The organism is Rahnella inusitata, from assembly GCF_003263515.1.
Lineage (GTDB): Bacteria > Pseudomonadota > Gammaproteobacteria > Enterobacterales > Enterobacteriaceae > Rahnella > Rahnella inusitata.
In genome coordinates, this window is the sequence record NZ_JYDE01000005.1 from 37,230 (window position 1) to 61,386 (window position 24,157).

Annotated in this window: 19 protein-coding genes; 12 read left to right on the forward strand and 7 right to left on the reverse strand. The window is 55.4% G+C overall.

Going from position 1 to position 24,157, the window contains the following annotated elements:
- Positions 1-200: 200 nt before the first annotated feature.
- From TU92_RS03305 to TU92_RS03315, 3 genes are all read left to right on the forward strand, one after another.
- Positions 201-1,319, forward strand: a complete 1,119-nt coding sequence (locus TU92_RS03305) for an ABC transporter substrate-binding protein (RefSeq protein WP_112164542.1) — start codon at positions 201-203, stop codon at positions 1,317-1,319.
- A gap of 71 nt (positions 1,320-1,390) precedes the next feature.
- Positions 1,391-2,443, forward strand: coding sequence for a FecCD family ABC transporter permease (locus tag TU92_RS03310; RefSeq protein ID WP_112164543.1), 1,053 nt, complete (start codon positions 1,391-1,393; stop codon positions 2,441-2,443).
- Positions 2,440-3,222, forward strand: coding sequence for an ABC transporter ATP-binding protein (locus tag TU92_RS03315; RefSeq protein WP_112164544.1), 783 nt, complete (start codon positions 2,440-2,442; stop codon positions 3,220-3,222). The genes TU92_RS03310 and TU92_RS03315 overlap by 4 nt, the downstream gene beginning before the upstream one ends.
- Before the next feature lie 51 nt (positions 3,223-3,273).
- Here TU92_RS03315 and TU92_RS03320 read toward each other — a convergent pair whose 3' ends face one another.
- Positions 3,274-4,731, reverse strand: a complete 1,458-nt coding sequence (locus TU92_RS03320) for a sugar porter family MFS transporter (protein ID WP_112164545.1) — start codon at positions 4,729-4,731, stop codon at positions 3,274-3,276.
- Positions 4,732-5,080: 349 nt separating this feature from the next.
- On the opposite strand from TU92_RS03320, the gene TU92_RS03325 reads away from it, so the two are divergent.
- From TU92_RS03325 to fabV, 5 genes are all read left to right on the forward strand, one after another.
- Positions 5,081-7,462, forward strand: a complete 2,382-nt coding sequence (locus TU92_RS03325; protein WP_112164546.1) for a DMSO/selenate family reductase complex A subunit — start codon at positions 5,081-5,083, stop codon at positions 7,460-7,462.
- Positions 7,459-8,079, forward strand: coding sequence for a DMSO/selenate family reductase complex B subunit (locus tag TU92_RS03330; protein ID WP_112164547.1), 621 nt, complete (start codon positions 7,459-7,461; stop codon positions 8,077-8,079). Before TU92_RS03325 ends, TU92_RS03330 begins: the two co-directional genes overlap by 4 nt.
- Positions 8,080-8,081: 2 nt before the next feature.
- Complete coding sequence (locus TU92_RS03335) at positions 8,082-8,927, forward strand: dimethyl sulfoxide reductase anchor subunit family protein (protein ID WP_112164548.1); 846 nt, start codon at positions 8,082-8,084, stop codon at positions 8,925-8,927.
- Positions 8,927-9,802 (forward strand): 4Fe-4S binding protein, encoded by an 876-nt coding sequence (locus TU92_RS03340; RefSeq protein WP_112164549.1) that lies wholly within the window; start codon positions 8,927-8,929, stop codon positions 9,800-9,802. The genes TU92_RS03335 and TU92_RS03340 overlap by 1 nt, the downstream gene beginning before the upstream one ends.
- 185 nt (positions 9,803-9,987) lie before the next feature.
- Complete coding sequence (gene fabV, locus TU92_RS03345) at positions 9,988-11,184, forward strand: enoyl-ACP reductase FabV (protein WP_112164550.1); 1,197 nt, start codon at positions 9,988-9,990, stop codon at positions 11,182-11,184.
- Positions 11,185-11,263: 79 nt separating this feature from the next.
- Here the strand turns inward: fabV and TU92_RS03350 are convergent, their stop codons facing one another.
- On the reverse strand, positions 11,264-11,524 hold the full coding sequence (locus TU92_RS03350; protein ID WP_208640462.1) for a helix-turn-helix domain-containing protein: 261 nt from the start codon (positions 11,522-11,524) through the stop codon (positions 11,264-11,266).
- A gap of 202 nt (positions 11,525-11,726) precedes the next feature.
- Complete coding sequence (locus tag TU92_RS03355; RefSeq protein WP_112164552.1) at positions 11,727-12,032, reverse strand: YdgH/BhsA/McbA family protein; 306 nt, start codon at positions 12,030-12,032, stop codon at positions 11,727-11,729.
- A gap of 558 nt (positions 12,033-12,590) precedes the next feature.
- Here TU92_RS03355 and yncE point away from each other — a divergent pair.
- A complete protein-coding gene (gene yncE, locus TU92_RS03360; protein ID WP_112164553.1) occupies positions 12,591-13,634 on the forward strand; it encodes a 7-bladed beta-propeller protein YncE in 1,044 nt (347 codons plus the stop codon).
- Positions 13,635-13,689: 55 nt separating this feature from the next.
- On the opposite strand, the gene TU92_RS03365 is transcribed toward yncE, so the two are convergent.
- On the reverse strand, positions 13,690-15,975 hold the full coding sequence (locus tag TU92_RS03365) for a TonB-dependent siderophore receptor (RefSeq protein ID WP_112164554.1): 2,286 nt from the start codon (positions 15,973-15,975) through the stop codon (positions 13,690-13,692).
- 279 nt (positions 15,976-16,254) lie between these two features.
- Between TU92_RS03365 and fes the strand changes: the two genes are divergently transcribed.
- Genes fes through TU92_RS03380 form a run of 3 tightly spaced genes read left to right on the forward strand, consistent with a single transcriptional unit; the run spans position 16,255 to position 21,761 of the window.
- Positions 16,255-17,589, forward strand: a complete 1,335-nt coding sequence (gene fes / locus TU92_RS03370; protein ID WP_112164555.1) for an enterochelin esterase — start codon at positions 16,255-16,257, stop codon at positions 17,587-17,589.
- Complete coding sequence (locus TU92_RS03375; RefSeq protein WP_279633903.1) at positions 17,576-17,818, forward strand: MbtH family protein; 243 nt, start codon at positions 17,576-17,578, stop codon at positions 17,816-17,818. Before fes ends, TU92_RS03375 begins: the two co-directional genes overlap by 14 nt.
- 40 nt (positions 17,819-17,858) lie before the next feature.
- A complete protein-coding gene (locus TU92_RS03380) occupies positions 17,859-21,761 on the forward strand; it encodes an enterobactin synthase subunit F (protein ID WP_112164562.1) in 3,903 nt (1,300 codons plus the stop codon).
- A 4-nt stretch (positions 21,762-21,765) separates the two neighbouring features.
- On the opposite strand, the gene TU92_RS03385 is transcribed toward TU92_RS03380, so the two are convergent.
- The 3 genes from TU92_RS03385 to TU92_RS03395 form a co-directional block, all read right to left on the reverse strand.
- On the reverse strand, positions 21,766-22,581 hold the full coding sequence (locus TU92_RS03385; protein ID WP_112164557.1) for an ATP-binding cassette domain-containing protein: 816 nt from the start codon (positions 22,579-22,581) through the stop codon (positions 21,766-21,768).
- Positions 22,581-23,609, reverse strand: a complete 1,029-nt coding sequence (gene fepG / locus TU92_RS03390; RefSeq protein ID WP_112164558.1) for an iron-enterobactin ABC transporter permease — start codon at positions 23,607-23,609, stop codon at positions 22,581-22,583. The genes TU92_RS03385 and fepG overlap by 1 nt, the downstream gene beginning before the upstream one ends.
- A gap of 2 nt (positions 23,610-23,611) precedes the next feature.
- Positions 23,612-24,157, reverse strand: a 546-nt coding sequence (locus tag TU92_RS03395) for an iron chelate uptake ABC transporter family permease subunit (RefSeq protein WP_168990323.1), incomplete at its 5' end; no start/stop codon positions are given.

The following is a 24,157-nucleotide window of genomic DNA, read 5'->3' on the forward strand; positions in this document are numbered from 1 at the left end:
TACGGTACGGTATATTTATGAGTGATGACTTGAGTGATGTCAAGAAAATGTACATGCCGGTACAGTTATCAAAAGATTTCAGGGCGGAACGTGTTAAATATCTTGAAAGAAAATGTGTAATTGTGTAAATAAAAGCGTCAAACATAATTGATAATCATTTTCATTTAACTTGTTCTGCTTATCCTGGGAAACTGACTTTCATGGCTGCACATACCTTTACTCTGCGCTCGCTCGCCTGCGCCTTGTCTTTTGCCACGGTGGCGCTCAGTGCGTCTGCTGTGGCGGAAATCCAAACCATCACCGATGTGATTGGCCGTCAGGTAAAAGTCGATCTGCCTGCCAAACGCGTAGTGGTGGGCTTTTACTTTGAAGATTACATGTCGGTTGGTGGCGAAAAAGCCTACGACTCGGTAGTGGGTATTTCACGCGAAGCGTGGGAAGGCTGGGTTCCGGCAAACTGGGAAATGCATGTTGCGCATCGCCCTTCGCTGAAAAACATTTCTGACGTGGGAGAAGTTGAAGCACAAAGTTTCTCGGTCGAGAAAGTGCTGAGCCTGAATCCGGATTTGCTGGTGCTGGCTGACTGGCAGTTTAAGGCGCTGGGGCTGGATGTGGAACGCATTGAGAAGCAGGGCATTCCGGTGGTGGTTATCGATTACAACGCGCAAACCGTGGAACGCCATGTGGCTTCGACCCGCGTGCTGGGTACACTGACCGGGCAAGAAGCGCGCGCGAACGAAATGGCCGATCTGTATGCGTCCTCGTTGAAAAACGTCGCTGACCGCATAGCGGCTTCCGGCAAGCCGAAGCCAAAAGTGTACGTAGAATTTGGCAACAAAGGCCCGGAAGAATATTCCTTCACCTATGGCAAAAATATGTGGGGCGCTATGGCGACCGCGGCGGGTGGCGACAACATTGCTGCACCTTTCGTTGAGTGGTGGGGGCCGATTAACCCTGAGCAGGTGCTGGCCTCTAAGCCTGACGTGATTTTCATTTCTGGCCGTGAGAACAACAAGAATCCGTCGGCGCTGCCGATGGGCGTGGGCATCAGTAAAGCCGATGCGCGTGAGAAGCTGAAAGGTTTTGAGAATCGTCGCGGTTGGGCGGAGTTACCGGCGGTCAAAAACGGGCAGTTATACGGCGTTTATCAGGGCGCATCCCGCACGATTTCTGATTTCGCGATGGTGCAGTACATGGCGAAACAGCTTTATCCGGCGCAGTTTAAAGATATGGATCCGCTGGCGAACTACCTCAACTTCTACAAAAAATATCTCCCTGTGACGCCGCAAGGCACGTTTGTGGTTGGTCTGAAAGACTGATTCCGATGTTGCGTCGTACCGAAGCGCTGCCTCTGAGCAGCGCTTCTTTCGTTTTTTGAAAGGGGATTTTGATGACTATTTCTGCCGATCGTAGTGAGGCGATTATTGCTCACCGCGCGCGTGAACGTAAGCGCTGGCGCTACGTGCTGTTATTTCTGCTGATTACTGCCGTCAGTCTGGTATTCGATATCGCTACCGGCCCGTCGATGTTGTCGCCTTCTGAAGTCATCCGCTCACTGACCGGCATCGGCGAACGCGCGGCAATGACCGACGCGATTGTGCGTGAATTCCGCTTACCGATGGCGCTGATGGCGCTGGTGGTGGGTGCCGCACTCGGCGCGGGTGGCGCTCAGATGCAGATATTGCTCAACAACCCGATGGCCAGCCCGTATACGCTCGGCATGGCAGCGGCAGCTGGTTTCGGTGCAGCGCTGAGCCTGGCGTTTGGCGGATTCGGTCTGCACCCGATGATTTCCGTGCCGATTGGCGCGTTTATCTTTTCAATGATTGCCGCGCTGTTTCTCTTCATGCTGGCCTCAATGCGCACGGTCAGAACCGAGACCATCATTCTTGGCGGCATTGCGCTGCTGTTCCTTTTCCAATCGCTGCTGTCGCTGATACAGTTTTTGTCATCGCCAGAACTCTCGCAGCAGATCCTTTTCTGGCTGTTCGGCAGCCTGACCAAAGCGACGTGGCCGACGCTGGCGCTGACCGCAGTCGTCACGCTGGTGTGCTGCCTGATGCTGATGGCGGATTCGTGGAAACTGGCGGCGCTGCGCATGGGGGAAATGCGGGCACTGAGCCTTGGCGTTAACGTCCGGCAACTGCGGATGAAAATCCTGATTATCGTGGCGGTGATGACGGCGACGGCGACCAGCTTCGTCGGTGTCATCGGCTTTATCGGGCTGGTCGCGCCGCACATTGCCCGCATGGTGGTGGGTGAAGATCAGCGTTTCTCCTTGCCGATGTCGGTGCTGGCTGGCGCGCTGATGCTTTCGGCAGCGTCGGTGTTGTCTAAGTCGATCGTTCCCGGCGCGTTATTCCCGGTGGGTATTGTGACGGCGATTGTCGGCGTGCCGTTCCTGCTTTGGCTGATCTTTGCGCCGCGCAGGAGAACCCTATGATTGAGCTTGAAAACGTCGGTATTCACCGGCAGGGGCGCAGCATTCTCGGCGGAGTGAGTACGCAGCTGGATGCCGGTAAAATTCATGTCATTATCGGCCCGAACGGCACGGGAAAAACCACGCTGCTGAACGCGATGTTTGGTGAACTGACGCTGGCAGAAGGGCAGATACAGTGTGGCGATCAACGCTTATTGCCGGGGAAAGTGCGCGGTAAATCGCTGCATGGCTGGCGCGACACAATTGCCTATCTGCCGCAGGACACCACTGCCGATATCGATCTGACGGTGCTGGAAGTGGTGGTGCTCGGTCGTCTCGGTAAGCTTTCATTGCACATTGACGATGATACGCTGGATGCCGCGATGCAGCGGCTCGAGCAGGCGGGTATCGCGCATCTGGCTGGCCGTGAAATTGCTTCGCTGAGCGGCGGGCAGCGGCAGATGGTGCTATTTGCACAGGTGATGATGCGCGAGCCGAAAGTGATGTTGCTGGACGAACCGGTCAGCGCGCTGGATCTAAAGCATCAGATTTCATTGCTGAATCTGGTACGACGTGAAACCCGCGCGCGTGGTTGGGTCACCGTGATCGTACTGCACGACCTCAATCTGGCCTGTCAGTATGCCGATAACTTACTGGTGATCGCACAGGGCAAAATTCAGGCAGCAGGCACGCCGCGGGAAGTCATCACAGCAGAACTTATCGCCCAAACCTATGGCGTCGAAGTTGAGGTGTTGCAGGACCGTCTGGGTAATCCGGTGATTCAGCCGGTGAGCGGAGGGTAAGAGAGGGCTTCACAGTGGCGGCAGAGAGCGCATCCTTGCGCTGCCAATCCCTTAACTGCCCGACTGTTGCGGGGCAGGGTCATCCTGTAGATTCTTTTTAAAATGCTTTTCGATCTGTTCCAGCGTTTTGCCCTGGGTTTCCGGGGCGAAAATGATGGCGAATATCCCGCCGCCGACGCCGATGGCGGCGAAGGTGAAGAAGGACATCGTCAGCCCGAAGGTTTCCAGCAGTATCGGGAACATGAAGGCAATCGAGAAGTTGGTCATCTGCATGGCGAATACAGAGATGCCGTTCGCCATACCGCGGATGCGCATCGGGAACATCTCCGACAGCAACAACCAGGTGACCGGCGACAGCGCGCCCTGCTGGAAGCTCAGGAAGATCAGCATTCCGCCCAACACCAGATAACTGCGCACCACGTCAGGATGGCCGTTTACCGTTTCCGGCATCAGCCAGGTGACCAGACCGATAGCGAGCAGCGTACAGGTACACCCGATTTGCCCGGTCAGCAACAGCGGACGGCGACCAAAACGGCTAAGCAACATAATGCCGACAAATGTCATGATCACCGAAATCACGCCGTTGGCGATGGTCGCGAGCAGGGCGGCGTTGGTGCTCAGACCTGTTGCCTGCAACATCGTTGGCGCATAGAACATAATGGTGTTCACGCCAGACAGCTGCTGGAGCATGGCGATACCAATGCCCAGCGCAACCAGACGTTTCATCCATACCGAAATCGTTTTCTGGCGGCGGCTGTGCTTCTCACTTTTCGAATCCATCGACTTGCGGATTTCGCCCAACTCTTTCTCCACGCGGCCCGATTTACGCGTACGCTCCAGCACATCGCGTGCTTCACGATAGCGGCCATGCATGGCGTACCAGCGCGGCGTATCCGGCAGGAACAGCATGCCGACCCACAGGATCACCGCCGGAACACAGGCAACGCCGAGCATCCAGCGCCATGTGGTTTCACCGCCCCAGACTTCGTTTATCGCCGCGTTACTGGTGTATGCGATCAACTGCCCAGAGACGATCATCAGCTCCTGTAACGTGACAAATTGCCACCGGCGGTTAGACGGCACGATTTCGGCGATATAGATTGGCACAATCGCCGCCGCGCCGCCCACCGCCAGCCCCAGAATGAAGCGGAACATGATCATCAGCTCAACGTTCGGCGCCATGGCGCAGCCCAGCGAGCCCGCCATGAATATCAGCGCCATCGCGAGGATGATTTTTTTACGCCCGAAGCGGTCAGCGAAACGCCCGGCAAAGATGGCGCCTACTGCTGAACCGAGGATCAGGAAACTGGTGACCATCCCGGTGGTTAATGATGTCAGATGCAGGTCGTGCTTCATGAACAGCAAAGCACCGGCAATCACGCCGGTATCGTAGCCAAACAGCAAACCCCCTAAAGTGGCAATAAAGGCAATCACTTTTACCAGCGGTTCAGTGGGCTGCGAGGCTTTTGCCCCATCATTCCGACCGCCGCTGTTTATTTTCTCAGTCACAGATGCTCCCTAAACATTACTCTCATTATGGTTATTGTGTGATACAGATCACGCCATAATAATTTAACGCATAATCAGGATTTTGACAGGAAACCAGTGAAATGAAGGAAAACGGACAAAGGTTGACCGTTTTTTTACGGGGAAGGGCTTAACTTTTTTGGGGCTTTATATTCATGAGATTTATTGATCAGATTAAATAAATATTTGCCTGAAATATTACCTGTGCAGAAAAGATGGCAAGACAACTATATTTACCCAAAAGTGAGTAATAAAGAGCATTGACTTGATATCCCACAAAGAAGAATTTGGGTTAAGCGTGGGATGATTTATTTTTTTCCGAGTCAATGTTATGAAAAATATAGATAAAAGTGACATCATTTCACACGTCACGCGGCGTGATTTTGTCAAAGTGAGTAGTATGGTGGCTGCGCTTCCACTGGTTGGATTTAAATTCGCGCATGCGGCAGAGAAATCCGCTCTTACTCCTTCAGGTGTATCTCCGCTTCCGGTAAATGTCATCCCGACTTGCAGTACTTTCGACTGCGGCGGTAAATGCGATATCCGTGCGCATGTGCAGGATGGCGCAGTCATTCAGATTACGACGCGGCCCGATGCCGAGCTTGATCCGCAAATGCCGGTGATGCGTGCCTGCGTCCGTGGCCGCAGTTACCGCAAATTTGTTTACCATCCGGATCGTCTGAAGTATCCGATGAAACGCGTGGGTAAACGCGGCGAGGGTAAATTCGTGCGGATCAGCTGGGATGAAGCCACGACGCTTATCGCCGAAAATCTCCAGCGCATTACCCAAAAATATGGCCCGTCATCGCGTTATGTGCATGTGGGAACGGCCGTCAGCGGCGGCACGTTTTCCGGCGATACCATGGCCCGCCGCTTGCTGAATCTGACCGGTGGTCATCTCGGCTATTATCATTCCGTGAGTATGGGCAACACGGCCGCCGCGACGCCTTACACTTACGGCACGGCTGCCAGCGGTAACTCGCTGGATACGCTGGTCGACACGCCACTGGTGATCCTGTGGGGCCATAATCCGACAGAAACGATTTTTGGTCACACCAATCACTATTTCCAGCAGATGAAGCAAAACGGTACCCGCTTCATTGTGGTGGATCCGCGCTATTCCGACACTGCGTCGTCTCTGGCTGATGAATGGATCCCGTTGCGTCCATCAACCGATAACGCGCTGATGGATGCGATGATGTACGTCATCATCACCGAAAATCTGCATGATAAAACCTTTATCGAACGTTATACGCTTGGGTTTGACGAAACTTCCATGCCCGAAGGGGTGCCGGCGAACGAATCGCTGGTAGCGTATCTGACAGGCGCGAAAGACGGCGTCAAAAAAACACCAGAGTGGGCGGAAGTCATAACTCATGTTCCTGCGCAAACCATTCGCCAGCTGGCTCGTGACTACGCAACGACCAAACCGGCGGCACTGATCCAGGGCTGGGGACCGCAACGACATAACTGTGGCGAACGCACCGCACGCGGTTCAACGCTGCTGGCGACCATTACCGGCAATGTGGGCATTAAAGGCGGCTGGGCGGGCGGCTACGGCGGTATCGGTAACCGTAAATTCACCACGGGACCGGAGATGCCGGATAATCCGGTGAAACAAAAAATCTCAGTAATGAACTGGGTGCAGGCCGCGGATGATGCGAGTCAGGTGACGCCGCAGGTCGGACTGACCGGCGGGGAGAAACTCGACAGCAATATCCGTATCCTTTTCTCGCTTGCGGGGAATTATCTGGCGAATCAGAACCCGGATATTCATCAGGCCACCAAAGTGCTGGAAGATGAATCCAAAATTGAATTCATTGTTGCCAGTGATCTTTACCTCACCCCAAGCGCGAAATATGTCGATCTGCTGCTGCCTGAAACCAGTTTTATGGAACGCTGGAATATCGGCGAAACCTGGGGCACCGGCAATTACCTGATGTTATCCGAAAAACTGATCGAGCCGCCCTTTGAAAGCCGGTCGGATTACGACTGGTTGCGCGAAGTAGCAGCCAAGCTGGGTGTCGAAAAGGAATTCAGCCAGGGACGTACAGAGAAAGAATGGATTGCCCACATTTGGGAAAATACCCGCCAGGCAATGCCAGATGAAAAACTGCCGACCTTTGAGCAACTGCAGGTGACGCGCCGTCATCTGTTTAAAAGCGAACCCTATATCGCGTTTGAAGCCAATATCCGCGATCACAAAAATCATCCTTTCCTGACGCCTTCAGGGAAAATCGAGATTTTCTCCCGCCGTCTTTATGACATGCACAACCCGGAAATTCCGGCGCTCTCGCATTACGTGCCTGCTCATGAAGGGCCGGAAGATGCACTCGCTAAAAAATTCCCGTTGCAGCTGATTACCTGGAAAGGCAAAAACCGCGCGAACTCTACGCAATATGCCAACCCGTGGTTGCAGGAAGTTCAGGTACAAAAATTATGGATCAACCCGGCTGATGCACAGCAGCGCGGCATTGCGCAGGGCGACAGCGTGCGTATTCACAATGATCGCGGAGTAACGCAAATTCCGGCGGAAGTCACGCAGCGAATTATGCCCGGCGTGGTGGCTATGCAGGCCGGTGCCTGGTGGCAGCCAGATGCTAACGGTGTCGATCACGGCGGTTGCGCCAACGTACTCAGTTCCGCGCGTATCACCGCGCTGGCAAAAGGGAATTCCCATCAAACCATGCTTGTGGAGGTTGTTAAAGCATGAGCCAGTTTATTGATTACCCACCGGTCAGCGACCGTCAGCTCGGCTTCTTTATCGACTCTTCACGTTGCTCCGGCTGCAAAGCCTGTCAGGTTGCCTGTAAGGATAAAAATAACCTCGAAGTCGGGCGTCGTTTCCGACGGATTTATGAAATCAAAGGCGGCGGTTTTATCCCGACAGGGCAGGGTGGCATGACCAACAACGTGTATGCGTATACGTTATCGCTTTCCTGCAACCACTGTAAGGATCCTATTTGCACTAAAAACTGCCCGACCACAGCGATGCATAAACGTCCCGGTGACGGCATTGTGCAGGTCAATACCGATAAATGTGTGGGTTGTGGATACTGTGCCTGGTCGTGCCCTTACGGTGCCCCGCAGCTTAATGCGCAAACCGGCCAGATGTCGAAATGCGATTTCTGTGTTGATTTGCAGGCAGCCGGTGAGCAACCCGTGTGCGTCGCGACCTGTCCGTTGGGGGCGATCAAATTTGGTCCGATCGATGAATTACGGGCGAAATACGGCAGTCTTTGTGATCTTCAGGGGCTGCCAGATTCTGCACTGACTCACCCTAATCTTGTCATTAAACCGCACCAGGGTGCAGAAAAAGGGAGTCAATAATCATGCAGGAATGGCCACTGATCATCTTCACGTTGCTTATCCAGCTTTCCGTGGGCAGCACAATTTTCACTACGTTTACGCTGATTTATGGCGCAGATAACCTGAACGTGCAGGAAAAATGGCGGGTGGCGATACCGGCCATGATGCTGGCTTTTATTGCCGGGGCGCTGGGGCTGATGACCTCGACAGCGCATCTGGGGTATCCGCTAAATGCATTTCATGCGCTGAGCCATATCAGCAGTTCCTGGCTTAGCCGGGAAATTGTCTTCGCCAGTCTCTATCTGGGAATGCTGGGGCTGACTACGCTGATTGCGTTGGTGTCGAAACGTATTGTCACCGCGTTTATGGTGATCGCCTCACTACTGGGTGTAATTGATCTGTTTTGTATGAGCGCAATTTACGTGCATTCGTCCGTCGCAACCTGGATGCACTTCAATACTTACGTGATGTTTTATACAACGGTTCTCAGCCTTGGGGCGATTGTCGCCGTATGGCGGATTTCGCGATGCCCATGGCTGCCGTGGCAACTGGCCCGGCGTTTAGCCGTGGTCTGCGGTGGCATCCTGATTGCTGCCACGCTGGTGCGCCTGCTGGAACAGCCGTTGTATCTGGCTTATCTGCACAACGTAAGCACAGATGCGGTGACTTTCCCTCATCAGCCACTGGTGGCCTTTACGCAGTCAGGCACATTCCGCTTAATCGCGTGGGTGATTCTGACGATCGGCACTGCTGTGACGGCCTGTAGCCTGCAAACTCACCGTATCGGGCGGGGTTTGCTGGCAACAGGTGGCATTTTGGTGCTGCTGGCCGAAATTATGCTGCGTTTTAGCTTCTTTACCATTAACTGATGAAGGTATTTTCGACTGAAACCCGCCCGCGCTATACCGGCGCCGGGCGGGCTTGCGTGCGCAACACGGTAAAACACAGCCGGTGCAGTGCCTGCGAAGAGGTCTGTCCGACAGGTGCTTTCACGTTAACCGCAGAAGGGAAGATGGAGATAAACCCGCACGCCTGTATCGGCTGTGGATATTGTCTTTTTAACTGCCCGGTCGATGCCGTTGAGGGCATTGCGCCTGCGCAAAGGCATTATCGCGATAACCGGCTGGTGCCGCCGTTCAGTCCGGTTGCGCCATGCACGGAAGAATTACTGATGTGGCACAGTGAATACGGTATTCGCCTGGTTGAAATGGAACCCGATACCGCTTCTGTTTGGTTTCAGGCGGTCGCGATGCTGAATGTCCGGTTGAGACAGATGGGTGAACCCCTGTGGAATATTGTTCCGCCTTCGCCACAAACGCTAAACGGTTCGCGCCGTCACTGGCTGCATCTTAAAAATGCAGGGGACTTTACCGGATGCGTGACAGCGGGACGTCGCTTCAGACGATCCAGGCTTACACAGGTTAGTGAATACAGTCCTGAACTCGACCAAAGCCGCTGCACGCTCTGCGGTGCCTGTGCAAGGATTTGCCCCGAAGAAGCCATCCGTTTCGATGATCTCTCCATGACGTTGGATCCGGTCAAATGCACCGGTTGTGGTAACTGCGAGGCGGTGTGCTTCGACCGCGCTTTATCCGTGCGCGAAAACAGGGAAAGTACAATCCGCATTTTACGGATTGAGCAAGCCCGTTGCGGGGTATGTCGCCGGGACTATATCGCCTGGACGGAGGAGGAAAACGCGTGTCCGGTTTGTCGCCGTCATACTTTTGGAATGCGCGAAGCCTGAGATGAAAATCCCGCCGAAACTGAGTTACACTTCTGGCTCACTTTTTAGTCTTTCTGCCCAAAAGTAGTCTGTTTTCGCTGCAGAGAAGCCTTTTTACAGGGCGACAGAGCGTCAGGTTTTGCCTGAAACGGCGCAAACCTATATTCTATCGGCCAATTTACTGAGACAGTTGCAATGAGGTCTATATGATTATCAAACCACGCATCCGTGGCTTTATCTGTGTTACTGCCCATCCTGAAGGTTGTAAGGCAAACGTTAAAGAGCAGATCGATTACGTGACCCGTCAGGGCAAAATTGACGGCGGTCCGAAGAAAGTCCTGGTGATCGGCTCCTCTACCGGCTACGGCCTTGCTGCACGTATCTCCGCTGCTTTCGGCTCCGACGCTGCCACGCTGGGCATTTTCTTCGAGCGTGCAGGCGACGAATCCAAAACCGCGACGGCTGGCTGGTACAACTCTGCCGCTTTCGAAGAATTCGCTGAAGAGAAAGGCCTGTATGCAAAAAGCATCAACGGCGACGCGTTCTCTGATGAAGTGAAGCAAAAAACCATCGAGCTGATTAAACAGGATCTGGGTCAGGTTGATCTGGTGGTTTACAGCCTGGCTGCGCCGCGCCGTACTCATCCGAAAACCGGCGAAGTATTCAACTCCACGCTGAAACCAATCGGCAAACAGGTCACCATTCGCGGCCTGAACACCGATAAAGAAACCATCAACGAAACCACGCTGGAACCGGCTTCTCCTGAAGAAATCGCGGGTACCGTCGCGGTCATGGGTGGCGAAGACTGGCAGATGTGGATCGAAGACCTGAAAGCCGCCGGTGTGCTGGCTGATGGCGCAAAAACCACTGCGTTCACCTATCTGGGCGAAGAAATCACCCAGGACATCTACTGGAACGGTTCTATCGGCGAAGCGAAAAAGGATCTGGACAAACGCGTTCTGGATATCCGCAGCTCACTGGCCGAGAAGGGCGGCGACGCGCGCGTTTCCGTGCTGAAAGCCGTTGTGACTCAGGCGAGCTCCGCTATCCCTGTGATGCCGCTGTACCTTTCCCTGCTGTTCAAAGTGATGAAAGAGAACGGCACGCACGAAGGTTGTATCGAACAGGTTTACGGTTTGTACAAAGACAGCCTGTACGGCACTTCTCCGTTGCTGGATAAAGAAGGCCGCCTGCGCGCTGACCTGAAAGAAATCACGCCAGAAGTGCAGGGCGAAGTCGGTAAACTGTGGGATACCGTCACCAATGAAACGCTGTCCGAACTGACAGATTTCGTCGGTTACAAAAGCGAATTCATGCGTCTGTTCGGTTTTGGTCTTGACGGCGTCGATTATGCCGCTGATACCAATCCTGACGTGAAAATCAAAAATCTGGTTCAGATGTAATCTGAATTTCAGGTAGCTGATTGATGAAAACCCACTCCCGCCGAAAGGTGGGGGTGGGTTTTTTTATGCCTGATTCGACTTAAACTCTGTTCGCCGCACGCGGATTCCGTTGCATCAGTTCGAAAGTCTTAGGATCGTAATACCGGCTCGGCCAGATGATGCTGGGGTGGATGCCTAGCGCCTGAGCAATGATGATTTCACCTTTTGGCCAGGGTCTTGCGAGCGCATTTGACAGCGTCGAGGAGCCCAGACCGGCAGCGCGGGAAACGGCGGCGAGCGTTGTGCCTTTCTTGCGTAATGCGGCAATGATATCGGCCTGATGCCAGTCGTGATTATTCATAATCACGTACTCCGGCTGCGGATTTTGCCGCTGCGGGCGCACTATAGCGTAATATAGAGAGGTAAACCAACAGGCTACATGCGGAATTGAGGTTTGCTTTCCAGAGAAAGTTTATGCGTTGCATGAGATTACATTTAAAGAAACCACTCCCGTGGAAAAGTGAGAGTGGTTTCTTTTATTCCGTAACGGCTAACCTGAAACATCAGTCATAAGCCGCTTTATGATTGATATGGTAGAAGGTCGCGGTGGCGGCCATCACGTGTTGATCTTCTTTGCCCGGCTTGTGTGATTCCACATTGGTGATGTGATAGCCGGCAGCCCCTGCGTCTAACGCTTTTTTAACAAATGCGTTATTGAGTTCCTCCATGGAGGTGGCCCAGGAAACCGTGGTCACACCGACGGCTTGCAGGGAGGCGATTTCACGATGCGATAATCCTGTACGAACTAAAACAGGCGTAACCGTCTTAGGGTAGAATATGGATATGATATCGTTCACTAAGTTTTTCATGGATTTACCCCTCATCAGGTCAAGTTCTACATCGGTTATTCCGCGAGTGCCTTTAATCAACCAGGATGAATAACCAGGCTGAAATATTCGTCAGGCACGATCCCAATAGATACCTTTTCGTGTTTCAACCTTTAGCTTTAATTGCTAATTAGTTGTTAAGAAAACTTCCGCCATAATTAACGCACTTTTTAATGAAGATATTTGCAGATGGTTACAGGTCAGGTGTTTTTGAAATGCGCACGAAAGGGGAGAACCAGAGCATTTAATCAGAAGTGATATCAACCTGAGCGCGGATACACTGCCATTCCTGCGTTCTAAACCTTGCCCAAAACGTTATGCCATCACATCCATAACCCTCTGACCTGTGTGCGTTTTTAATCGATGACGTGCTCACTCAGCATGGTCTTTTATGACAGATTCAATTAGAATGATAAGCATTATCATTTGTGATAATAATTTTCCGGCGCGGGTGGTTTTAAAGGATGTATGAAAGCGCCCGCCGCTGTTGTTTTATCATCTTGTCTGAGAGGATTTATGGCACGCTTCACCTGTCCCTTAATGAAGAAACGCATCCTGCCGCTGGCATTGTTAATTTCACTGATCACTTCCGGCACCGCACTGGCCGAAAGTACTTTTACCGTCGATCGCAAACCGGTCAGCAAAGGCGCTTACGAGCTGGTTTATCGCTCACCGCAGGCGCTGTATCTGGCGACATCGGGCAGCCGGAAACTGGATAAAGGCGGCGCGTTATACCGCATTGATCCGACGACCCTCAGCATCACCCAAACTATTCCCAATGAGCTGAAACCTTTTGGTCTGGCGATGAACAAGAAGACGGATACCCTGTTCCTCGGCAATACGGTTAACAGTGCCATCACTGCCGTGGATGCAAAAAGCGGGGAAGTAAAAGGGTCGTTGGTACTGGATAAACGTCCGCGCACCGAAACCGAGCGTCCGCTGGCGCCTCGCGAACTGGTCGTCGATGAGAGCACCGACACGGTATATATGGGCGGGCTGGGCAATCAAAGCGTGGTATGGGTAATTGACGGCGGTACGCTGCAACTGCGCAAAACCATTGAAGGGCTGGGGAAATACGCCACCGGTCTGGCGCTCGACAGCGCCGCGTCGCGTCTGTATGTCACTAACGCGGACAACGAATTCATCACCATCGATACCAAAACCCAAACGGTGATTTCGCGCGTAAAACTGGATGCGGATGCTGAACACTTTTACCTGAATATCACGCTGGACCCGGCTACGCACCGCGCCTTTGTCACGGATTCAAAATCACCGCAACTGCTGGTGGTGGACACAGAAAATAGCAAAGTGCTGCATAAAATCGATGTGCCTGTCTCACTGGCGGTTCTTTTCAATCCGGTTCGTAACGAAATTTACGTCACCCACCGCGAGGCAGGAAAAGTCAGCGTGATCGACGCCAAAACCTACAAGGTGCTGCACACCATCGACACGCCGGTACACCCTAACAGTCTGGCGCTGTCCGAAGATGGTCAGACGTTATTTGTGAGCATAAAGCAGGCTTCCTCGAAACAGAAAGAGGCCAGCGAACCGGATGACGTTCTGCGCATTCACTTCACCGGTTAAATAAAAAATGCCGCGCGGATGACTCCGTCGCGGCATTTTTTTGGCTCACGTCAGATCAGAAGTGAGTATTGAGGCTCATGTAGTAAGTACGGCCTGGTTCGTTGTAAGTGGCTGCACCTGCACCGTACATATAGGCGTTGGTGGTGGCATTGCCGACGGTCTGGGCATTGCCCTGACGGAACTGACGTTTATCGAACAGGTTGTCGATCCCGGTGGTGACGCTGACATACTTGTTCACCGTATAAGTCCCGCTCAGGCCAAACACCGCGTAAGGGCTGACTTCCTGTTTTTCGCTGCCGCTGATTGCTTCACCTTTGTAGTTGTATTTCTTCGGCTTCTGACGGCCATACCAGGTCATGGTGGATTGCAGTGAGAGGTCTTCCGTTGTCTGCCAGCTCAGCGTGGAGTTGATCGTGAACTCAGGAATGATCGACAGATAATCGCCGGTCTCTTTGTTCTTGCTCTCAATCATGTAAGTGCCGTTGTTATTCCACGCGACGGTCTCTGTCACCGGAATATTCAGCGTTCCTTCCAGCCCCTGAACTACCGCTTTAGGCACATTTTCCCAGCGATATACGTCGGTTTTACCATTGGTTGAGGTGCCGCTCGGCAGATATCCCGCTTCGATCTTGTCGCGATAATCATTGCGGAAGTAGGTCACACCGGCCTGATAACCGTTGCGGTGGAATTCCAGCCCGATCTCTTTATTGATGCTGGTTTCAGCTTTCAGATCGTCATTACCCAGCAGGTAGCAGCCGCCAGCGCTGGCGGCGCAGCCCTGACCTTTGCTGTACAGCACATAGTTCGGGTTTGTCTGGTAGAGACTTGGCGCTTTATAGGCGCGGGCGATCCCCATTTTCAGCGTGAAGTCGTCACCCAGTTCCTGAGAGAGATTCAGGGACGGGCTCCAGTTGTTACCGACGATCGAGTGATGATCAAAGCGCAGGCCCGGCGTCAGCATGGTGCTGTCGGTCAGCTCCATGTTGTTTTCAGCAAATAACGAGAAAATCTCTGCCGAGGAGTACGGGCTGCGGTTGGCACTGTCTACGCCATCAATGGTTCCACCGAGCATCGCCTGGGTATTAGAGGAGGGATCTTTCATTTTTTGCTGATTCCACTCCGTACCCAGTGTCGCGGTCTGCGGGATCATGAAATCGAAAGGCACGCTGACTTCACTGTGCAGCAGCACATCTGTCAGATTAGTGGTGCTGAATCCGTCATTGGCAAAAATACCTTCGGTGCCGCCAGCCAGACCTTCGTTCATGCGCGAATTTTTGGTTTTTTCGTACTGAACGTAGTTAGTGGTGGTCACCCCGTTGTCCCAACCGCCGCGATAAGTGACGGCATAGGACTGACGATAAATCCGGTTAGTCTCTTCACCGTACATGCTTTTCACCAGATCGCTGGTGTTGGTATTTTGCGTATCACCGGCATAAAGGTTGCCCTGACGGCCACTTGACGCTTCAAATTCCAGTGACTGCATTCGCGCGAAATCCCAGCGCAGCAGGCCATTGATATTTTTATCGATGACCCCTTCACGTCCCGCTGGCAGGGTATCGGCGTAGGTGCCGGTGCGCAGTGACTGGTGCCCCTGATTGATGTCCTGAGCATCAGCCTGCGTTTTACTGTAGCCACCAAACAGGCGGAAGCTGAACTGATCGCCGAGCGGGCCGGAAAGGCTGAAATCGGTACGTTTGGTCGAACCCTCGTCATCGTGCTGCGGCATATTCATGTAGGTGTTCCATGAACCGTGCAGCTCTTTGGTATCGCGTTTAGTGATGATATTCACCACGCCGCCTGCCGCACCGTTGCCGTAACGGGCCGCCGCCGGGCCACGGATCACTTCGATACGTTCAATCATTTCCGGCGGAACCCAGGCGGTGTCGCCACGGGTGTCACGCTCGCCGCGCCAGCCTTGTCTGACTGAGTTTCTGCTCGTGACCGGCAAACCGTCGATCAGCGTCAGGGTATTTTCCGGACCCATCCCGCGAATATCAATCTGACGATTATTGCCGCGCTGGCCGCTGGTGGAATTACCGGTCAGGTTGACTCCGGGCATGGTGCGGATAAGTTCATTGATATCGCGCGCCGGAGGCCGTTTTTTTATCTCATCTGCGGTAATGGTCGAGACGCCCGGTGCCTGTAAATTCTGCTGGGCGGCGGTGACCATAATGGTGTCGCCACGGGCATCTGTGGTTTCACTGCTGTCAGCCGTTTCCGACGTATTTTCAGCAGTGGGGGCAGGCGCGGTCGCGGCGCTTACAGAGGTCGAAAAAGTGGTGGCGCCGAGGCCTAATCCTAAAAGTGTCGCTAAAGAGTAGTGTGACAATTTGTTGTTCATTTGCGTTCCTGGTCCGGTATATCCGTTAACCGCTGGCTGCACAGGCTGCATGTAAAGAGGTAAAAACCAGTGGTGGGATCGGTTGTCGTGTGTGTCGTCAAAACTGCCCAACCCTGATGGGCTGACACACACTATTGCAAATGCAAACAATTATCAATACCATTCCCTTTATCGTTTGACTCAATCCTGACAAATTTCTGGATGATGTAACTCGTTATAAATTATTAAGTTATTGGTATGTTAAACAAAACAACCACAACGGTATTAGGGACGTTTAAAATGGAACCAGAGTCTGAAAGTGGCACACTTCTGGCAAGTCAGCATGCGGGAAGTGACAGCTGGTGGCTGGATATTGCCCGACGCGGAACGCCCTGGATTGAATCCACCGGACGGGGAAACTGGAAGGTGACTTTCTTCTGGCGCGACCCGCAGGGCAGTGAGTTTTCCTCGGCGTATCAGCGCGTGTGGATCAATATTACCGGCAAAACGGATCATCATCAGCCCAACCCTCCGCGCAGTTTGCAACGTCTGAGTGGCACCGATGTCTGGTTCTGGCAAACAGAAATGGAAGCGGGCTGGCGCGGAAGCTACAGCTTTATGCCTTCCACCGAAAGCCGGTCTTTTTCCCCGCAGGATGACGATCCCCGCGCCAATATGATGGCACTACGCCACTGGTGGCGTGACCGCTTTAAGACCGCCACTTCCGATCTTCTCAATGCCCGCCGCAGCTGGTCCGGTGGCCGGGGACACCCCGTGTCCGGGCTGCATATGCCGGATGCACCGCCGCAACCTGCCTGGCGTGATTTCGACCACTTCGCCACCGGTTGCGGCCTGTGCACGCCTGCGCCGCCCACCGTCTTACAAAAACACCAGTGGCATAGCCCGCGCCTTGGCAACAGCCGCACCGTCTGGGTTTACACCACCGGTGAAAACGATCCGGCGTCGCGTCCGCTGGCTATCCTGCTCGACGGCCAGTTTTGGTCTCAGCAGATGCCGGTCTGGGAACCGCTGCATCAGCTGACGGAGCAGGGCGCGCTGCCGGAAGCGGTCTATCTGCTGATTGAGGTGATCGACACCGAACATCGCAGCCGCGAGCTGACCTGCAATGCCGATTTCTGGCTGGCAGTGCAGGAAGAGTTGCTCCCGCAACTGCGCGCGTGGGCACCTTTTCGTGATTCGCCGGAAACCACCGTCATCGCTGGTCAAAGTTTTGGTGGCCTTTCTTCCCTCTACGCCTGCCTGCACTGGCCGCAGACGTTTGGCTGTGCGCTGAGTCAGTCCGGCTCATTCTGGTGGCCGCAGCGGGGTCAGTCTGGCGAGGCGTCGGGCTGGCTTTTGCGTCAGATAGAAGAGGGCGTTGGAAAGGGCGCGCCGCTGAAAATCTTTCTGGAAGCGGGCGTGCACGAGCCGTTGATCCACCGGATGAATCAGCAACTGGTGACGTTGCTCCACACGTCTTCGCATCAGGTGCATTACCGCGCCGTGGCGGGCGGGCATGATGCGCTGTGCTGGCGCGGGGGACTGATGGACGGCCTGGCGATGTTGTGGTCGCCACATTTTGTCACGACTCAACCCGCGCATGAACCGCAAGGAGAATGCTTTGGAAAATTATAATCCGTTTGATGACGACAGGGCGGTCTGCTGCGTGCTGATCAATGATGAACAACAGTACAGCCTGTGGCCGGAAGCGCTCGCGGTGCCTGACGGCTGGCGCATAGCGTTCGGCCCCTCAGTCAGAACGCACTGTGCTGAATGGCTGGAAAAACACTGGCGCGATATGCGTCCGCACTCGCTGCGTCTGCATGATGTGACCGTTGCAAAACAGGAGGCTGCCGGTGTCTGACACGTCTGTATTACCCGTAGCCAGTCAGACTGACTGCGCGATGCCGCTGGTGGCGGCGCAACCCGGCATCTGGATGGCGGATCAGCTTTCGCCGCACGGTAACGCTTACACTGTCGCGCATTATATTGAAATTGATGGCGCGCTTGACGCTGATGCGATGTTGCAGGCCATTGTTCAGGGGCTGAACGAAGCCGATACCCTCACGATGCGCTTTGAAGAGCGTGACGGCATTGCGTTGCAAACACCGTGCGCGCCGTCACCGGCTTTTGCCCCGGAGTGCATCGACCTGCGTCAGTCCGCGGATCCTGAACAGGCCGCGCTGAACTTAATGCGTCAGGATCTGGCGCAAGAACGGCGCATTCTCAGCGGTAAAATGCTGCACCGGCATGTGCTTATGCGGATCAATAACGCGCGCTGGTTCTGGTATCAGCGTTATCATCATATTCAGGTCGATGGGTTCAGCTTTACTGCTATCGCCCGTCGTATTGCCCAACTTTACACCGCGATATCACAGGGGCGGACACCGGTCATTTCGCCGTTTGCACCCTTTCGCGACGTGGTTGAGGAGTATGCGCACTATCAGCAAAGTCCGGCGTTTACACGTGACGCCGCATTCTGGCGCGAAAAAGCCAAAACGCTGCCCGCGCCTGCAACCGTCTGCCCGCAGCCTCTCGCCGGGCAGGTGCCTTCCGTGCGTCAGCACCGGCTGTCATGTCATTGCGAGGCCGCGCAGATCGCTGCGCTGGTCGGGATGGAGACGGCACAGCAACTGACGGCCAGCGATATCGCCATCGCCCTGTTGGCGCTTTGGGTATCACGTCTCAGTGGTCAGACGGCTTTTTGCAGCGGTTTTATCTTTATGCGCCGTATGGGCTCGGCGGCATTGTGCGCAACCGGGCCGGTGATCAACGTTTTGCCGGTGGCTATGCACGTCAATCCCGATATCACCCTGACGGAACTTGCCGTCAGCCTGCGCCATGAGCTGAAAACTGTCCGCCGCCATCAGCGCTACGATGCCGAGCAAATCTCGCGAGATCTCGGTCTGGCCGGAGATATGCAGCCGCTTTACGGCACCGTATTCAACTTCAAAATGTTCGATTATCACCTTGATTTTAACGGTGTAGCGGGCATCACGCATGATCTGGTTTCCGGGCCGGTGCGCGATCTGGAGATTTCACTGCATATCGCGGAAGACGGGGCGTTGACGGTCGATCTTTTGGCCAATGCCGAACGCTATGACCGCGACGAATTACACGCTCATTTGCAGCGTCTGCCCTTGTTGCTGAGGCAGTTTGCACAGGATGCCACGCTGAAGGTCGGCGCAGCGGATTTGCTCAGTGATGCGGACCACAAGTTGCTCGAAAGGGTCAACGCCACCGGACACGACGTCGTAAAAAGTACCCTGAGTCAGCAACTGGCGCAGCAGGCGGAACGAACGCCGCACGCGCCTGCGTTGGCGGATCAGCACCATCAGTTCAGCTATACGCAAACCCGCCAGCAGGTTGCGGCGCTGGCGCAGCAGCTGATTCAGCAGGGCGTGCAGCGTGGCGATATTGTCGCCGTCGCGCTGCCGCGCTCGGTGTTCCTTTCACTGACGCTGATGGCGATTGTCGAGGTCGGCGCAGCCTACCTGCCGCTTGATACCGGTTATCCCGATGAGCGTCTGCGGATGATGCTGGAGGATGCCAGTCCGCGTCTTATCGTGACGCACCCTGACCAGCTTGCCCGCTTTAGTGGTCAGGGGCGGGTATTGCTGGTGGAAAGGCCGCTTGAACTCGCGCCGCCGGTCTTAACGGTGAACGCCCCGACGCCTGAACACGCCGCTTATCTGATCTTCACTTCCGGTTCGACCGGCCGCCCGAAAGGCGTGGTGGTCGGGCATCAGGCCATCGTCAACCGGCTGCTGTGGATGCAGGATCACTATCCGATCGGCAGTCAGGATGTCGTGTTGCAGAAAACACCCTGCAGTTTTGATGTCTCGGTCTGGGAATTCTTCTGGCCGCTGATGGCAGGCGCGCGTTTAGTGATGGCGCCACCGGACGCGCACCGGGATCCGCAACAATTACTGAGCCTGATTGAACAGCATCAGGTGACCACGCTGCACTTTGTGCCGTCCATGCTGGCGGCGTTCGTCAGCGCGCTGGACACGCCGCAGGCCGTCGCTCAATGCGCGTCTCTCAGGCAGGTATTTTGCAGTGGTGAAGCGCTGCCCGCTGAACTTTGCCGCCTGTGGCAGCGCAAAACCGGCGTGCCGTTGCACAATCTCTACGGACCGACGGAAGCGGCGGTGGACGTCAGCTGGCATCCGGCATGGGGCGATGCGCTGGCGGCAGTAAAAGGAGCGAATGTACCTATCGGCCTGCCGGTATGGAACACCGGATTGCGCATTCTCGATGCCCGGCTTCAGCCGGTGCCACCGGGCGTGGCGGGCGATCTTTATCTGACCGGCGATCAGCTGGCGAAGGGTTATCTTGGCAGGCCAGATCTGACCGCCAGCCGTTTTGTGGCGGATCCGTTTGGGCATGGCGGGCGCATGTACCGCACCGGTGATGTGGCGCGCTGGCTGCCTGACGGCACAGTGGAATACCTCGGGCGCAGCGACGATCAGCTGAAAATCCGCGGTCAGCGCATCGAACTCAGCGAAATTGATCATGCGCTGCTTTCCCTGCCCGGCGTACAGCAGGCGGTGACCAATGCCATGACGTTGGGCGCGGTCCAAAGTGATGCCACTGGCGGCGACGCACGCCAGTTGGTCGGCTATCTGGTCGCTCAGCCGGGAGTCGCGCTGGATGGCGAAAGTCTGCGTGCGGTGCTGGCGGAACGCCTTCCGGCACATATGGTGCCGGTGGTACTGATGACGCTGGAGGCGTTGCCGCTCAGCGCCAACGGTAAGCTCGACAGAAAAGCCTTACCGCAACCGCAAAGCGCGGCGACGGTGCAGGGGCGCGAACCGCTGCCGGGGCTGGAAAGTGACATTGCCGCACTGTTCGGGCGTTTGTTGCAATGCGAACAGGTCTTTGCCGACGACGACTTTTTCGCGCTCGGCGGGCATTCGTTGCTGGCGATGCGACTTGCCGCCGACCTGCGCCGCGAACTGGGTAAACCGGTCTCAGTCGGGCAGGTGATGGTGGCTTCGAGCGTGGAGAAACTGGCGGACCTTCTGGCCGAAGAGCGTTCGCAGGAAGAAGCGGATCGCAGCGGCTTTGATGCCCTGTTATCGCTGCGCACTGGCCAGGGGCCGACGCTATTCTGCCTGCACCCGGCCTCAGGCTTTGCATGGCAATTCAGCGTGTTGCCTCGCTATCTCGACGAACACTGGTCGGTAGTGGGTATTCAGTCGCCACATCCGGAGGGGCCGCTGGCGGTCTGTCAGAATATGGAGCAGGTATGCGATGCGCACCTGCAAACCGTGCTCTCGGTGCAACCGCACGGCCCCTATCATTTTATCGGCTATTCGCTCGGCGGCACGCTGGCGCAGGGCATTGCGGCGCGCCTGCAGGACCGGGGGGAAGAAGTGGCCTTTCTCGGACTGCTGGATACTTATCCGCCGGAGACGCAAAGCTGGGATACGAAGCCTGACGACGACGTCTTGCAGGAAATTCAGCGTGAACGCCTTCAGTTTCGCGCTGCGTCTGAACAGACGCTCAACGGTGAACAAATCGCAGCCCGGCAAACCATGTTTGACCATATAGAAGCCAACTACGCGGACTCGGTGCGGCTGCTGTCTGCCACTAAAACGGCGCGATTTCACGGTCAGGCCACGCTGTTTGTCGCCGGTCAGACGCTGCCGCAGGGGATGGATGTGCAGAAAACGTGGGCGCACTATGTCGATGAACTACAGGTTCACGCGCTCGATTGCGCGCACGTTGACATCGTCTCTCCGGCGTCATTCAAAACGCTGGGACCTTTGCTCAACCGCCTCTTAAGAACCTTAGCGGGATAGTGTTTCAGGCCGCTGGCGAAGACGCTCTTCCCAGCGGCACCACCAGCGGCGTATGCGAAACCGGATCGTCGATTATCATGCAGCGCAGGCCAAAGACCTCTTCAATCAGCGCAGTGGTGACAATCTCTGATGGCGCACCTTCGGCGACAATTTTGCCGTCGCGCATAGCAATCAGATGCGTGGCATAACGGCAGGCGTGATTAAGATCGTGCAGAACGACTACCAGCGTGCGGCCAAGTTTGCGGTTGAGATCTTGCATTAATTCCAGCAAATCAATCTGATGCGTGATATCCAGCCAGGTGGTCGGTTCATCGAGCAGCAATAACGGCGTTTGTTGCGCCAGCACCATAGCAATCCACACCCGCTGACGCTGCCCGCCGGAAAGGGTATCCACCGGGCGGTCGGCCAGTTCACTGATGCCGGTCGCCTGCATCGCCTCGCTCACCGCCAGCCGGTCGGCGTCACTCCAGCGGCTGAACAGGCGCTGATGCGGATAACGACCACGGCCTACTAAATCCTCCACCAGAATATCACCAGGCGCGAGCGAACTTTGCGGCAGCAGACCGAGCTCACGAGCCACTTCTTTTGTGGCGTAGTCGCTGATCTGCCGTCCGTTCAGCAGCACGCTGCCGGTTTGTGGCGCAGTCAGGCGGCTGAGCGTGCGCAGCAGCGTAGATTTCCCGCAGGCGTTCGGGCCAATAATCACCGTCAGTTCGCCGTGTGGAATAACGATATTCAGTTCCCTGATCACCACTTTCTTGTCATAGCTCAGGGTCAGGTTTTCACCCTGCAACATCGCGTTCGGGCGGTCTGTGTTCATCATTTTTTGCGCGACTCACGAATTAATAAGCCAATCAGGTAAATACCGCCGAGGCTCACGGTCAATACCCCGACCGGCAACTGATAAGGAAGGAAAAGTCGCTGGGTGGCGACGTCGGCCGCCAGCAACAGCAGTGCGCCGGTCAGACCCGCAATCAGCAGCGGCTGTGACTGATTGGGACACAACCGGCGGGCAATCTGCGGGGCCACCAGTGCGATAAATGAAATGGGACCGGCGACGGCGGTAGCGGCGGCCGTCAGTCCGACACCCGCCAGCATGAGCCACAGCCGCGTGCGCTCTACCGGCACGCCGAGCGCACGCGCCATATCGTCACCCATTTCCAGCAAATGCATTCGTCGTGAAAGCAGCGCCGCCAGCGCCCACGCCAGAATAATCAGGCCCAATACGGGCAGACTTTTGGCCCAGGTGATGCCGTTGAGCGATCCGGCGCTCCATAATCCGGCGGTCAGCGCCGATTCCAGAGAGGCCGAAATCACCAGCCAGGTATTGCCCGCGACCAGCAGTGCGCGCACAGCAATACCGACAATAATCAGGCGGAAGGTTTCAACGCCATTGCGCCACGCCAGCAGATAAACCACCAGCGCCGTCAGCAATCCGCCCGCCATTGCCCCAACGGTAATACCGGCAATCGCGCTGTTAAACAGCACGATCGCGACCAGTACGCCGCTGTAGGCACCGGTATTGAAGCCAATGACATCAGGGCTGCCGAGTGGATTGCGCATCAGCGACTGGAAAATCGCGCCGCTGGCTGCCAGCGCTGCGCCTAAAATCAGCGCCATCGCCACACGCGGCAGCCGCCACTGCATGACGATTACCGTCAGGTTATGCGGCCCTTCTCCGCGCAGGGCGTCGATCACCTGTAAAGGCGTGAGCGACAGGGTACCGCTGCCCAGACCGTAAATGGCCAGAGCGGCGCACAGGATGATCAGCAAAATGACAGTCAATATTTGTCGCGAAAAGAACACTAAATGGCGCGAACGGGTCATAACAGCGGTGATTGTCGTCATCTTCAGCTCCGCTTCATCAGGTGGCGGTTTCGCACCAGAAGAATCAGCACCGGTGCGCCGATAAATGCCGTCACGATGGAAACACGCAGTTCACCCGGCACCAGCAGCCTCCCCGCGATGTCCGCCGTCAGCAGCAAAACAGGCGTCAGCACCAGCGTCCACGGCAATATCCAGCGCGGATCCGTTCCGGCCAGATGTCGGGCGATGTGCGGCATAATCAGTCCGACAAAGGCAATCGGCCCAACCGCCGCCGTGGCGCTGCCGCACAACAAGGTCACGGCCAGCAGACCGCAAAGCTGGGTGGGCACAATGCGCGTGCCGAGTGCGGTGGCGAGATCGCTGCCCATGCTCAGATTATTGAGCGCGCGGGTCATCAGTAAAGCGAGAACAGCGCCGCTAACGACAGGCAGCGTTACGACACGGATCACCGCCATACTGCGAATATCCAGCGAACCGGCCTGCCAGAAACGCAACTGATCAAACACCAGCGGATTAAGCAAAGAAAGGCCGGACGAAAAACCTTCCAGCACTGCGCCGAGTGCCACGCC

Coding starts and splice junctions, on each gene's coding strand:
- TU92_RS03305 (WP_112164542.1), top strand. CDS start 201: ATGGCTGCACATACCTTTACTCTGCGCTCGCTCGCCTGCGCCTTGTCT.
- TU92_RS03310 (WP_112164543.1), top strand. CDS start 1,391: ATGACTATTTCTGCCGATCGTAGTGAGGCGATTATTGCTCACCGCGCG.
- TU92_RS03315 (WP_112164544.1), top strand. CDS start 2,440: ATGATTGAGCTTGAAAACGTCGGTATTCACCGGCAGGGGCGCAGCATT.
- TU92_RS03325 (WP_112164546.1), top strand. CDS start 5,081: ATGAAAAATATAGATAAAAGTGACATCATTTCACACGTCACGCGGCGT.
- TU92_RS03330 (WP_112164547.1), top strand. CDS start 7,459: ATGAGCCAGTTTATTGATTACCCACCGGTCAGCGACCGTCAGCTCGGC.
- TU92_RS03335 (WP_112164548.1), top strand. CDS start 8,082: ATGCAGGAATGGCCACTGATCATCTTCACGTTGCTTATCCAGCTTTCC.
- TU92_RS03340 (WP_112164549.1), top strand. CDS start 8,927: ATGAAGGTATTTTCGACTGAAACCCGCCCGCGCTATACCGGCGCCGGG.
- fabV (WP_112164550.1), top strand. CDS start 9,988: ATGATTATCAAACCACGCATCCGTGGCTTTATCTGTGTTACTGCCCAT.
- TU92_RS03350 (WP_208640462.1), bottom strand. CDS start 11,524: ATGAATAATCACGACTGGCATCAGGCCGATATCATTGCCGCATTACGC.
- TU92_RS03355 (WP_112164552.1), bottom strand. CDS start 12,032: ATGAAAAACTTAGTGAACGATATCATATCCATATTCTACCCTAAGACG.
- yncE (WP_112164553.1), top strand. CDS start 12,591: ATGAAGAAACGCATCCTGCCGCTGGCATTGTTAATTTCACTGATCACT.
- TU92_RS03365 (WP_112164554.1), bottom strand. CDS start 15,975: ATGAACAACAAATTGTCACACTACTCTTTAGCGACACTTTTAGGATTA.
- fes (WP_112164555.1), top strand. CDS start 16,255: ATGGAACCAGAGTCTGAAAGTGGCACACTTCTGGCAAGTCAGCATGCG.
- TU92_RS03380 (WP_112164562.1), top strand. CDS start 17,859: ATGCCGCTGGTGGCGGCGCAACCCGGCATCTGGATGGCGGATCAGCTT.
- TU92_RS03385 (WP_112164557.1), bottom strand. CDS start 22,581: ATGAACACAGACCGCCCGAACGCGATGTTGCAGGGTGAAAACCTGACC.
- fepG (WP_112164558.1), bottom strand. CDS start 23,609: ATGACGACAATCACCGCTGTTATGACCCGTTCGCGCCATTTAGTGTTC.